Source organism: Kitasatospora sp. NPDC088779 (assembly GCF_040685395.1).
Classification (GTDB): domain Bacteria; phylum Actinomycetota; class Actinomycetes; order Streptomycetales; family Streptomycetaceae; genus Kitasatospora.
The window spans coordinates 41609-53900 of record NZ_JBFBHW010000011.1 but is presented as its reverse complement, the minus strand read 5'-3'; the positions used below and the strand labels follow the sequence as shown (position 1 = coordinate 53900).

Annotated in this window: 11 protein-coding genes; 7 read left to right on the top strand and 4 right to left on the bottom strand. The window is 74.1% G+C overall.

The window, feature by feature from the left end; all coding sequences use genetic code 11:
- Positions 1 to 204: 204 nt before the first annotated feature.
- The 5 genes from lspA (at position 205) to AB0P03_RS12745 (ending at position 6117) form a co-directional block, all read left to right on the top strand.
- Positions 205 to 783: a signal peptidase II gene (gene lspA / locus AB0P03_RS12765; protein ID WP_363628772.1), complete on the top strand. Its 579-nt coding sequence runs from the start codon at positions 205 to 207 to the stop codon at positions 781 to 783.
- A gap of 60 nt (positions 784 to 843) precedes the next feature.
- On the top strand, positions 844 to 1782 hold the full coding sequence (locus AB0P03_RS12760; protein ID WP_363582910.1) for an RluA family pseudouridine synthase: 939 nt from the start codon (positions 844 to 846) through the stop codon (positions 1780 to 1782).
- Between the two features lies 1 nt (position 1783).
- Positions 1784 to 2245 carry a GNAT family N-acetyltransferase gene (locus AB0P03_RS12755; protein ID WP_363618884.1) on the top strand — a complete coding sequence of 154 codons (462 nt, stop codon included), beginning with the start codon at positions 1784 to 1786 and terminating at the stop codon, positions 2243 to 2245.
- 156 nt (positions 2246 to 2401) lie between these two features.
- Entirely contained in the window at positions 2402 to 5191 is a 2790-nt protein-coding gene (locus AB0P03_RS12750; RefSeq protein WP_363628770.1) for an alpha/beta fold hydrolase, read from the top strand.
- Between the two features lie 44 nt (positions 5192 to 5235).
- Positions 5236 to 6117 carry an ABC transporter permease subunit gene (locus AB0P03_RS12745; protein ID WP_363628768.1) on the top strand — a complete coding sequence of 294 codons (882 nt, stop codon included), beginning with the start codon at positions 5236 to 5238 and terminating at the stop codon, positions 6115 to 6117.
- An 89-nt stretch (positions 6118 to 6206) separates the two neighbouring features.
- Here AB0P03_RS12745 and AB0P03_RS12740 read toward each other — a convergent pair whose 3' ends face one another.
- On the bottom strand, positions 6207 to 7910 hold the full coding sequence (locus AB0P03_RS12740) for an alkaline phosphatase D family protein (protein ID WP_363628882.1): 1704 nt from the start codon (positions 7908 to 7910) through the stop codon (positions 6207 to 6209).
- 163 nt (positions 7911 to 8073) lie between these two features.
- On the opposite strand from AB0P03_RS12740, the gene AB0P03_RS12735 reads away from it, so the two are divergent.
- Positions 8074 to 8703 (top strand): dienelactone hydrolase family protein, encoded by a 630-nt coding sequence (locus tag AB0P03_RS12735; RefSeq protein WP_363618886.1) that lies wholly within the window; start codon positions 8074 to 8076, stop codon positions 8701 to 8703.
- Between the two features lie 32 nt (positions 8704 to 8735).
- Here AB0P03_RS12735 and AB0P03_RS12730 read toward each other — a convergent pair whose 3' ends face one another.
- The 3 genes from AB0P03_RS12730 to AB0P03_RS12720 all read right to left on the bottom strand — a co-directional run bounded on the left by AB0P03_RS12730 (position 8736) and on the right by AB0P03_RS12720 (position 11303).
- Positions 8736 to 9428 carry a response regulator transcription factor gene (locus tag AB0P03_RS12730; protein WP_363628767.1) on the bottom strand — a complete coding sequence of 231 codons (693 nt, stop codon included), beginning with the start codon at positions 9426 to 9428 and terminating at the stop codon, positions 8736 to 8738.
- Entirely contained in the window at positions 9425 to 10660 is a 1236-nt protein-coding gene (locus AB0P03_RS12725; protein WP_363628766.1) for a histidine kinase, read from the bottom strand. Before AB0P03_RS12725 ends, AB0P03_RS12730 begins: the two co-directional genes overlap by 4 nt.
- Positions 10661 to 10775: 115 nt before the next feature.
- The gene (locus tag AB0P03_RS12720) at positions 10776 to 11303 is read right to left on the bottom strand and encodes a GNAT family N-acetyltransferase (RefSeq protein WP_363582896.1); all 528 of its coding nucleotides are present in this window, start codon (positions 11301 to 11303) and stop codon (positions 10776 to 10778) included.
- 148 nt (positions 11304 to 11451) lie between these two features.
- Here AB0P03_RS12720 and AB0P03_RS12715 point away from each other — a divergent pair, with 148 nt between their 5' ends.
- Positions 11452 to 12222 carry an HAD family hydrolase gene (locus AB0P03_RS12715; protein WP_363582894.1) on the top strand — a complete coding sequence of 257 codons (771 nt, stop codon included), beginning with the start codon at positions 11452 to 11454 and terminating at the stop codon, positions 12220 to 12222.
- Positions 12223 to 12292: the final 70 nt, after the last annotated feature.

Below are 12292 nucleotides of genomic sequence, written 5' to 3'. Positions count from 1 at the left end.
CGTACGCTCGACCCCGTAACGTCGCCTGAATCCTCGGGACACGTCCGGTTCGGAGGTGTCCGGTACGGCGACCAATGGGCCCACCCTCCCCCACCTCCAACCGGGGGAGCTCCACCGGCAGCGGAGCGGATCATCAGTACGCAAGGTTCCCCCCAGACGCGGGACGACGCCGTCCCGACCCCCGCCGAAGCCGTGGAGGTGGCCGTGGCCGAGTCCACCGAGCCCGCCGAGCCTGCTGGGCCCACCGAGGCGAGCGCCCCGGCCGCGGCGGAGGCGCCGAAGGGCCGTCGGCGGGTCGGCGTGCTGATGGTCGTCGCGCTGCTCGCCTTCCTGATCGACCTCGGCAGCAAGCTGCTGGTCGTGGCCCGGCTGGAGAACCACGCGGCGATCAAGGTGATCGGGGACGTCGTCACCTTCCAGGTCATCCGCAACTCCGGCGCCGCCTTCGGCATGGGGCAGGCGCTGACCGTCGTCTTCACGATGATCGCCTCGGCCGTCATCGTGGTGATCTGGCGGATCGCCCGCCGGCTGTACAGCCTGCCCTGGGCGATCGCGCTCGGGCTGCTGCTCGGCGGGGCCCTGGGCAACCTCACCGACCGGCTGTTCCGCTCGCCGGGCGTCTTCCGCGGGCACGTCGTCGACTTCATCTCCGTCCAGCACTTCGCGGTCTTCAACCTCGCCGACTCGGCGATCGTCTGCGGCGGAATCCTCGTCGTGCTGCTCTCCTTCCGGGGCAGCAACCCGGACGGCACCGTCCACCAGCAGGGCGGCAAGACCGAGTAGCAGGGGCCCCGGGCGGTCGGGCGGGCGGCGGAGGGCCGCGGTTCCGGCATACTCGTACGGGTGAGTACCGCAGCGCAGATCCGCAGCCTCCCCGTACCCGACGGCCTGGAGGGCGAGCGCCTCGACGCCGCCCTCGCCCGGATGTTCGGCTTCTCCCGGACGAAGGCCGCCGAGTTGGCCGCCGACGGCAAGGTGACGCTCGACGGCGCCGTGGCCGGAAAGTCGGACCGGGTGACCGCCGGCTCCTGGCTGGAGGTCGAGATCCCGGCCCCCGCCGCCCCCGTGCGGATCATCGCCGAGCCGGTCGAGGGCATGCGGATCATCCACGACGACGAGGACATCGTGCTCGTCGACAAGCCGGTCGGCGTCGCCGCCCACCCCAGCCCCGGCTGGACCGGCACCACCGTCATCGGCGGGCTCGCCGCGGCCGGCTACCGGATCTCCACCTCCGGCGCCGCCGAGCGCCAGGGCGTCGTGCACCGGCTGGACGTCGGCACCTCCGGGCTGATGGTCGTCGCCAAGTCCGAGCGCGCGTACACCGACCTCAAGCGGCAGTTCCACGACCGGATCACCGAGAAGCGCTACCACGCCCTCGTGCAGGGGCACCCGGACCCGCTGAGCGGCACCGTGGACGCGCCGATCGGGCGGCACCCCAGCTCGGACTGGAAGTGGGCCGTGACCAAGGACGGCAAGCCGTCCGTCACCCACTACGACCTGATCGAGGCCTACCGCTCGGCCTCGCTGCTCGACATCAAGCTGGAGACCGGGCGCACCCACCAGATCCGGGTCCACATGTCCGCGCTGCGCCACCCCTGCGTGGGCGACCTGACCTACGGCGCCGACCCGACGCTGGCCAAGCGGCTCGGGCTGACCCGGCAGTGGCTGCACGCCGTGTCGCTCGGCTTCGAGCACCCGGCGGACGGGCAGTGGGTCGAGTTCTCCAGCGAGTACTCGCCCGACCTGCGCAAGGCGCTCGACATCATCTCGTCGGAGAGCTGAGATGACGGCGGCCATCCGGACCGCGGCGGGCGCCGCGGACCTGGCGCTGGTGCGGGACGTGCGGCGCGAGGTGTTCATCGTCGAGCAGAACGTGCCGGAGGAGCTGGAGTACGACGAGTACGACGCGACCTCGGTGCACCTGCTGGCCGTGGCGGCGGACGGGACCGCGCTCGGGACCGGACGGCTGATCTTCGGGGAGCAGGCGCTGAAGCTCACCGGGGGTGTCGAGGGCAGGGTGCTGCTCGGACGCCTCGCGGTGGTGTCGGCGGCCCGGGGGACCGGGCTCGGGGCCCAGCTGGTGCGGGCGATCGAGGCGGCCGGGCTCGACCGCGGGGCCGTCGAGGTGGAACTGCACGCGCAGGTGCGGGCGCTGGGGTTCTACGAGCGGCTGGGGTACGCGGCCGAGGGCCCGGTCTACGAGGACGCGGGGATACCGCATCGGACGATGACGCGGGTGCTGTAGGGCGCGCCCTGCGGATCCCCGTACCCCTGGTGGGGTGCGGGGATCTCCGTCGTCCCGTGCCGTACCAGGGCGCAACGGGGTGAACGGGGCGGAAGCGGCGGCTTCGGTGGTGGCCTTATCGGACGCCTACCCGGGGGGCGGATACGATCAGCCCCCATGGAGTTCGGTGGGGCGTGGCGCCGGTGGCGCAGCCGGGGTACGACGGTGCGGCGCAGGGTGGTGGCCGGTGCGGTGGCCCTGGTGGTGGTGGCCGGGGTCGGTACGGCGACGGTGGCGTCCGGCGGTGAGCCGGCGGTCCATCAGGAGGACCGTTTCCTCGCCATGCCGGAGACCCCCGGCAGTGACCAGCAGGTCCAGGTGGACACCTCCTTCTTCACCACCGGCAGCACCCCGCGCCCGGCGGTCCTGCTCGCGCACGGCTTCGGTGGCTCCAAGGACGGCGAGCGCGAACGCGCCCAGCAGCTGGCCCGGCAGGGCTACGCGGTGCTGACCTGGTCGGCGCGCGGCTTCGGGCACTCGGGCGGGAAGATCGGCCTCAACGCGCCCGACCGCGAGGTCGAGGACGTCAAGCACCTGGTGGACTGGCTGGCCCAGCGGCCCGAGGTGCAGCTCGACGGGCCCGGCGACCCCCGGGTCGGCATCACCGGTGCCTCGTACGGCGGCGCCGTCTCGCTGCTGGCCTCCGCGTACGACCACCGGATCGACGCGGTGGCCACCCAGATCACCTGGTGGAACCTCGCCGACGCGCTGTTCCCGCAGGGCGTGCAGGGCTCGGGCGCCGTCGACGGCGTGTTCAAGAAGCTCTGGGCCGGGATCTTCTTCACCACCGGCGCGGCCGGCGACCTCGGGCCCTCCGGCGGCGCGCCGCGCGGTGGCGGGGCCGGGCAGGGCGGCGACGCCGCGGGCGGGCCGGTCGGCTGCGGGCGGTTCCTGGAGTCGCTCTGCCAGATGTACGACCGGGTCGCCACCGCCGGGCACGCCGACCCGGAGGCTGTCGCGCTGCTGGACCGCTCCAGCCCGTCCTCGGTGGCCGCGCAGCTCAAGGCGCCCACCCTGGTCGTGCAGGGCCAGCAGGACTCGCTGTTCCCGCTCGACCAGGGCGACCGGATCGCCCGGGCCGTCGCGGCCAACGGGGCGCCCGTCTCGGTGGACTGGTTCGCCGGCGGGCACGACGGCGGCACCGACACCAGCGCCCGGGTCGACGACCGGGTGACCGCCTGGTTCGACCACTACCTGAAGGGGCAGGGCGACGACACCGGCCCCGCGTTCCGGGTCACCCGCACCGGGGGCGTCGACTCCACCGGCTTCCAGGCCGTGCTGCGCGGCGCCTCCGCCGACCGCTACCCGGGCCTGGGCGGAACCGGCTCCCACGGTGTAGAACTGGCCGGCGGTGAGCAGACCATCGCCAACCCGCCCGGCGGGGCCCCGCCGGGGATCTCGACGCTGCCCGGGATCGGCGCGCTCAGCCAGGCCGCATCGCTGGGCGCCGGGCTGTCGCTCGACTTCCCCGGCCAGCACGCCGCCTTCGACTCCGCGCCGCTGGACCAGCCGCTGCACCTGACCGGGCAGCCCACCGTGCCCGTCCAGGTGCACGCCGACCGGCCGGACGCGGTGCTCTTCGCCAAGCTGTACGACGTGGGCCCGGACGGCAAGGCCGTGCTCCCGCAGCAGCTCGCCGCCCCGCTGCGGGTCACCGGCGCCGACGCGGGCCGCACCGTCACGGTCGCGCTGCCCGCCGTCGACCACACCTTCGCCGCCGGGCACCGGCTGCGGCTCGTCCTGGCCGCCACCGACCTCGCGTACGCCTCGCCCGTCGAGCCCGCCACCTACCGGGTCGCGCCGGCCGGGGCGCTCACCGTGCCGACCGACGACGAACTCGTCACCGAGGCCACGCCGCTGCCCGCGCGCACCTGGCTGCTGCCGCTGGCGGCCGTCGTGGTGGCGCTCGGCCTGGTGCTGTCGCCCCGGCTGCTGCGCCGCCGTCGGCGGGGGGCGGGCGACGGGCCGGCGTACGATCCGGCGCTGGCCGGGGTGCCGTTGCAGATCACCGGCCTGAGCAAGCGCTACAAGGGCGCTCAGGACCGTTACGCCGTGCGGGAGTTGGGCTTCCGGGTGGAGCAGGGGCAGGTGCTCGGCCTGCTCGGGCCCAACGGCGCCGGCAAGACCACCACGCTGCGGATGCTGATGGGCCTGATCCGGCCCGACGCGGGCGAGATCCGGATCTTCGGCCACCTGGTGCGCCCCGGCGCACCGGTGCTCTCCCGGGTCGGCGCCTTCGTCGAGGGCGCGGGCTTCCTGCCGCACCTCACCGGCCGGGCCAACCTGCGGCTGTACTGGCAGGCCACCGGCCGGCCGGAGGAGGACGCCCGCTTCGACGAGGCGCTGGCCATCGCCGGTCTCGGCGAGGCGCTCGACCGCGCGGTGCGGACCTACTCGCAGGGCATGCGGCAGCGGCTCGCCATCGCCCAGGCCATGCTCGGGATGCCGGACCTGCTGATCCTCGACGAGCCGACCAACGGGCTCGACCCGCCGCAGATCCGCGAGATGCGCGAGGTGATGATTCGGTACGCCGCCGCCGGCCGTACCGTCATCGTCTCCAGCCACCTGCTCGCCGAGGTCGAGCAGAGCTGTACGGACCTGGTGGTGATGGACCGCGGGCGGCTGATCACCACCGGAGCCGTCGGCGAGATCGTCGGTGCGGGCGAGCTGCTGTTCCTCGGCGTGCCCGCCGGGTACGAGCCCGGGTCGGTCGTCGAGAAGGTGGGCGCGCTGGCCGGGGTCGGGTCGGCGGAGGCCGTCGAGGGCGGGCTGCTGGTGCGCCTGGACGGGCTGGCGGCGCACGAACTGCTGGCCGAACTGGTGCGCCTCGGCGTGCCGGTGGAGAGCGCCGGGCCGCAGCGGCGGCTGGAGGACGCGTTCCTGTCGTTGATCGGAGGTGCGGCGTGAGCAGTGGCGTGAGTGGTGGGGCGAGCGGTGACGTGAGCGGTGACGTGAGCAGCGATGTGAGCAGTGGCGCGAGCGGCGTCGTGTCGGCGGACCACGCCGAGGGGTACCGGGCGGGCCGGACGCTGCCGCTGCGGGTGGAGGCGATGCGCCAACTGCGGCGCCGCCGCACCCTGGTGATCGGCGCGGTGCTGGCCGCCCTGCCGTTCGTGATGCTGGCCGCGTTCCAGATCGGCGGCACCCCGAGCCGCCCCGACCGGACCACCTTCATCGACCTGGCCACCGCGTCCGGGCCCAACTTCGCCGCCACCATGCTGTTCGTGGGCACCGGCTTCCTGCTGGTCATCCCGGTGGCGCTGTTCTGCGGCGACACGGTCGCCTCCGAGGCGAGCTGGTCCTCGCTGCGCTACCTGCTGGCCGCGCCGGTGCCCCGGGCCCGGCTGCTGGCCCGCAAGTTCGCGGTCGGGCTGGCGTTCTCGGCGGTGGCGGTGGCGATGCTGCCGCTGATCGGGTTGGTCGTCGGCACCGCCGCGTACGGCTGGGGGGACCTCAAGCTGCCCACCGGGGCCAGCCTTTCGGCCGGGGAGGCGCTGCCCCGGCTGGCCGTCGCGGCGGCCTACGTGTTCCTCGCCGAGATCGTGATCGCCGCGCTGGCGTTCTGGCTCTCCACGGCGACGGACGCGCCGCTGGGCGCCGTCGGCGGGGCGGTGTTCGCGTCGATCATCACCGGGGTGCTGGACGCCGTCACGGCGCTGGGGGGCCTGCGGGAGTGGCTGCCCGCGCACTGGCAGTACGCCTGGGCGGACGCCCTGCAGCCGCAGTTGGAGTGGGGCGGCATGGTGCAGGGCGTCTCGCTGTCGCTGTCGTACGCGGCGGTGCTGCTCGCGCTGGCGTTCCGGGGGTTCGCGCGCAAGGACGTGGTGTCGTAGGGCCGTCGTGCTGCGGGCCCGCCGCGTGGGTGCGGCGGGCCCGGGGCGGGTGACAGGGGTGGATGTCCGGGGTGGGGCCCGGGGTGGGGTCAGGCGATCGGGGCGTTCGCGCGCTCGATCCGCTGGGTGCCGGTGCGGGTGCGGTAGGAGCGGGTCCAGCTGCTGGTCGCGTCCTTGCGGGTGCGGTCGGAGAGGACGTAGTAGTCCATCTGCGTCTGCTCGGGCGTGATGTCCAGGATCCCGTAGCCGTGCGAGTCCAGGTCGACCCACTTGACGTGCGGGTTGGCCGTCCTGATCGCGGTGCCGGCCGCCAGTGAGACGGTCTGCGGGGCGACCTTCAGGAGGTCGTCGACGTTGTCGGAGGTCACCGAGGTGACCACGAACTCGGTGGCGACACTGCCGGACAGCGGGTAGGTGGCGGCCTCGTTCGGGACGTCGGCGGCCCAGGCGGAGTGGATGTCGCCGGTCAGGAAGACGGTGTTGGTGATGCCGTTCGCCTTGAGGTGGCCGAGCAGCTCGCGGCGGTCGTGGGTGTAGCCGTCCCACTGGTCGGGGTTGACCGCCACGCCCTCGCCGGGCAGGCCGAGCAGCTTGGCCAGCGGGCGCAGCAGGTAGTCGGGCAGCGAGAGGAAGGCGACCGGGGAGATCATCACCTCGTTGCCGATCAGCCGCCAGGTGGTGTCGGAGGCGGACAACCCGGCCTTGAGCCAGTCCAGTTGGGCGCGGCCGGCGAGGGTGCGGTCGGCCGAGTCGACGGCACCGCTGCCCGTCTTCGCCTGCTGGGAGCGGAACGAGCGCTGGTCCATCAGGTGCAGGTCGGCGAGCTTGCCGTAGCGCAGGCGGCGGTAGGTGGTGCCGGCGATCGAGGGCCGGACCGGCATCCACTCGAAGTAGGCCTGCTTGGCGGCGGCCATCCGGTCGGCCCAGGCGCCCTCGGTGCCCGGGGTGTGGTTCTCGGCGCCGCCGGACCAGGCGTCGTTGGCGAACTCGTGGTCGTCCCAGATCGCGATGGTCGGGAGCTTGGCGTGCAGGGCCTGGAGGTCGTCGTCGGTCTTGTACTGGCCGTGCCTGGTGCGGTAGTCGGCGAGGGTGAGGATCTCGTGGGTGGGGGCGTGCGGGCGCACGACCGTGCCGCGGGCGCAGAACTCGCCGGTCTTGTACTCGTAGATGTAGTCGCCGAGGAAGAGGAAGGCGTCCAGGTCGCCGCGGGCGGCGAGGTGGCGGTAGGCGGAGAAGTAGCCGCCCTCCCAGTTGGCGCAGGAGGCGACGCCGAACCGCAGCCGGGAGAGGGCGGCGTCGGTGGCGGGGGTGGTGCGGGTGCGGCCGGTGGGGGAGGCGGCGGTGCCGGTACCGGCGGTGGCGGTGGCGGTGAAGCGGTACCAGTAGGGGGTGTCCGGGGTCAGGCCGCGGACGTCGGCCTTGACGGTGTGGTCGGCGACGGCGGTGGCGGTCACCGTGCCGCTCGCGACGACGCGGGTGAAGGCCTGGTCGGCGGCCAGCTCCCAGCGGACCTCGGTGTCGGGGCCGAGGCCCGAGCCGGGGACGGCCTCGGGGCGGGGCGTCACCCTGGTCCAGAGCAGGACGCCGTCGGGGAGGGGGTCGCCGGAGGCTATGCCGTGCAGGAAGTGGGGGGCGGCTTCGGGGGTTCCGGGGGCCTGGGCGGCTCCGGCGGCCTGGGCCGGCTCGGCGGCTTCGGCGGGGGTGGGGAGGGCGATCGGGAGGGCGGCGGTCGCGCCGGCGGCCAGCGCGCCGGCCTTCAGGACCTGGCGGCGGCGCGGGTGGGCGGGGGTCATGTCATGGACAAGATCGTTCACGTCCGGAAGGTTACCCGTTAGTAAAGCGTAGGTAAATCAGGTGACCTGACGACCCGTCGTGGAGGGGAAGGGGGCTGCGGTTCGGTGCGGGCAGGCCGGGGAAGTCGGGGCGGGCCGGCCGGGGAAGTCGGGTCGCCGGATCATGCGGGATCATGGGGGAGTACCCGCCCTCAGCTGCCGAAGGACCCCGACCGTGGCCCAGATCGTCCTCTTCCACTCCGCCCTCGGGCTGCGCCCCGCCGTCCACGCCGCCGCCGACCGGCTGCGCGCCGCCGGGCACACCGTGCACACCCCGGACCTGTACGACGGGCGGACCTTCGACGACATCGAGGCCGGACTGGCGTACCAGGAGGAGGTCGGCGGCAGCGAGGAACTGCTGCGCCGGGCCGTCACCGCCGCCGCTCCGCTGTCGGACGGCGGCCTGGTCTACGCGGGCTTCTCGCTCGGCGGCTCGCTCGCGCAGAACCTCGCCCTCGCCGACGACAAGGCCCGCGGCCTGCTGCTCCTGCACGGCACCTCCGACCTGCGCGAGGACGCGGCCACCGAGATCCCGGTGCAGCTGCACGTCGCCGAGCCGGACCCGTTCGAGACCGAGGACTGGCTGAACGCCTGGTACCTGGGGATGCGGCGGGCCGGGGCCGACGTCGAGGTGCACCGCTACCGGGGCGCCGGGCACCTGTTCACCGACACCGAGCTGGCCGACTACGACGCCGAGGCGGCGGAGCGGGCCTGGGCCATCGCGCTGGACTTCCTCGGCGAGCTGGATTCCTGACCGGGAGGTGAGGGGGTCGTCGGGGCGGCCGGTCAGCCGGCGAGCCCCGGCACCACCAGGCCGGACTCGTACGCGATCACCACGGCGTGGGTCCGGTTCTGCGCGCCGAGCTTGGTCAGCACGTTCCCGACGTGCGTCTTCACCGTCTCCAGGCTCACCCTGAGCGACTCCGCGATCTCCGGGTTGGACTGGCCCGTGGCCATCGACCGCAGCACCTCCTCCTCCCGCACCGTCAACGCCGCCCGGGGCAGCGCCTCGGCGGAGTCCAGCGGGCGGGCGGAGACCATCCGGCGCAGCGCCGCCGGGAAGAGGATCGCCTCCCCGGCCGCCGCCACCCGCACCGCCTCCGCGATCTGCCGCACCGGAAGCCGCTTCAGCACGAACCCGCTCGCCCCCGCGCTGAGCGCGGCGGTGACGTAGCCGTCGTTCTCGAAGGTGGTGATCACCACGACCTTCGGCGGCGCGGCCGACTCGGCCAGCAGCTGCCGGGTGGCCTCGATCCCGTTGCGGCGCGGCATCCGTACGTCCATCAGGACCACGTCCGGCCGCAGCCGCTGCGCCTGGTCGACCGCGTCGACGCCGTCGGACGCCTCCCCGAGCACCGTGATCCCCGGCTGCACCGCGAGCAGGGTGCGCAGGCCGCTGCGGGTCACCTCGTCGTCGTCCGCGATCAGGAGGGTGACGGGGGCGTTGCCCGGGGCGTCGGTGGGGTCCGGGCCGGTCATGCCGACAACCGCACGGGCAACTGCACGGCCAGCCGCCAGGCCTGGGGCCCGTCCGGCCCGGCCTCGATCTCGCCGTGCAGCAGCCGGACCCGCTCGGCCAGGCCCGGCAGGCCGTGGCCGGACGTCGGGAAGGCGCCCTGGCGCGGACCCGTCCCGGTCCGGTTGACCACGCTGAGCTCCAGGGTGTCCGGCCCGGCCGCCACCCGGACCTCGATCGGGCCGCCGGCTCCGTGCCGCAGCGCGTTCGTCAGCCCCTCCTGGAGGATCCGGTACGCCGCCCGGGAGAGCGTCCCCTGCACCTGCGCCAGCTCGCCGGACAGCTCCGGCTCCACCACCGCGCCGGCGTGCCGCAACCGGTCCAGCAGCTCGGGCAGGTCGGCCAAGGTCCGGGCCGGGGCCGCCCCCGACTCCTCCTCGCGCAGCGCACCCAGCACGTAGTCCAGGTCCTCCAGGGCGGCCCGGGTCGACTCCTCGATGCTGCGCATGGCGGCCCGCGCCGCCACCGGGTCGGCGGAGAGCACCTCGCCCGCCACCGCCGCCTGGATCGTGGCCGCCGTCAGGGTGTGCCCGATCGAGTCGTGCAACTCGTGCGCCAGCCGGTTGCGTTCGGCCAGCCGGCGCTCCCGCTCCGCCGCCATCGCCAGCCGCTCGGCCGCCGACGGCCCCAGCAGCTGCGGGGCCAGACCGCGCAGGGCGCTCGCCACCGCCGCGCACACCACCGGCGCCAGCAGCAGGCAGGCCGCCGCCACCACCCAGCTCCAGACGCCCGTCACCTGCACCGACCGGCCGGGCCAGCTCAGCCGGGCATCACCGGAGACCCAGCCGCCCGGCAGGGCCACGGCCGCGCCGAGCAGGACGAGGCTCACCAGGCCCCCCACCCAGCCCAGCGCCACGTGCAGCAGCAGCCACAGCGGGGTGCGCCAGCGGTCGGTGCCGGGGGTGTCCGCCGCCCGGGTGTCGGACACCGGATCCGGCAGCGGCACCCTCAGCAGCCGGCGGGCGCCGCCGATCAGCACCCGCCGGGTGGTGCGGGCCAGCCCGACCACGGCGAGCAGCGCCGCCCAGGCCAGCAGGGTGAGCACCGCCCGTGCGAGGTAGGGGCCGGACGGCCAGGCCATCATCGGCAGCATCGCGAACGGCAGCAGCGGCAGGCTCGCCAGCGCGCCGAGGAAGGCGAACAGTACGCCTGAGTACGTGGAGCCGCGCAGCAGCGGCCGGATTCCCCTGATCATGATCACCAGTATTGCGGCGCAGCTCATGGGGGGCCTCCCCCGATCGGGGGAGCGTTCGTTCCGGCCTTCCGGCCTCGGTCCTTCCGGCCTCGGCGTTTCTGCTCCGGCGGGAAAGCTACGGCGAGGCGGCCCCGGAGGCATCGGCGCGGCCCCGGGTGAGCAGGCGGGTCGTGCTGCCGTCGTCCTCCGTGATGTCGCGGACGTGCCGGAAGCCGATCCTGCCCAGCAACGCCAGCGAAGCGAGGTTGGCGTCGGCGACCGTCGCGTGCACCTCGGCCAGCCCCAGGGCGGTGAAGCCGTAGTCGACGATCGCGGCCGCCAGTTCGGTGCCCAGGCCGCGGCCCCACGCCTCCGGGGCCAGCGCGTAGACGATCTCGAAGCCCTCGACCACGGTGGTGGGCTTGATCTCGGCGTGCCCGACGAGGCGGCCGTCGTGCCGCACGGCCCAGACGTCGAACCGGTTCGAGGCGTAGACCTGGGTGAAGACGCGGCCGAACAGGGCCCGGTCCTCGGCCTCGGACTGCGGGCCGTCGCCCATCCACCGGGACACCTGCCGGTTCTGGAACAGCGCCACGAAGTCCTCTTCGTCCGCGAGGACGTAGGGGTCGAGCAGCAGGCGCTCGGTACGCAGGGTCGGGGTCATGTCGGGCGACGGTACGGGGGCCGTCGCCCGCCCGGCAAGCGGCTTTCGGGAGGTTGGAGCACCGGTGGCGATCGCGGTCGAACGGGTGTCGGGGGCGGCGTCGTGGGGATCACATCGCGGGCTCTGAACGGACGGATATCATCCGGGAATGGTCAACCTTCGCACCCGCACGGTGGTTTTCGATCTCGACGGCACGCTCTGCTTCGACGGGCGGACGATCGACGGTCGGATCCTGACGGCGATCGGGGAGTGCGAGCGGGCCGGGTACCGGGTGGTCTTCGCGTCGGCCAGGCCGGTTCGGGACATGCTGCCGGTGCTCGACGGCGCCTTCCCGGCCGCGATGCTGATCGGCGGGAACGGGAGCCTGGTGTCGGTCGACGGGCAGGTGCGGGCCCGGGCCGTGTTCGAACCGGCGGTGCTGGGCGGGCTGATGGCGGCGGTCGCGCGCTACGAGGCGGGCTATCTCGCGGACGGGCCCTGGGACTACGCGTACACCGGGCCGGTGGACCACCCGATCCGGGGCCGCGTCGACCAGGGCGGCCTGGCGAGCCGGGTGGAGCTGGCCGAGCTGCCCGAGGTGGTGAAGTTCCTGGTCGTCGAGGCGTCGGACATGGCGGAACTCGCCGAGGCCGGCCGGGGGCTCGGGCTGATGGTGAACCACCACCTCGACGAGGCGATCATCGACTTCGCGCCCGGTTCCACGACGAAGTGGGAGGCCCTGACGTCGATGGGCATCGGCGCGTACGCGGCCTTCGGCAACGACATCAACGACTTCGACCTGTTGCGCAACGCCGAGCGGGCGGTGCGGGTCGGCACGCATTCCGGGCTGGACGGCGTCGCCCACGTCAGCGTCGCGGCCGAACCGGAGGCGGTGGCGGCCGAGATCGCGCTGCTGGCGCGGACGGCCGAGGACCGGTAGGGCGCCGGGGTGCCTGCCGCCACAGGTGCCTGATCCGGGCGGCCGCCTTCTGAACCAGCCTTGATCTCAA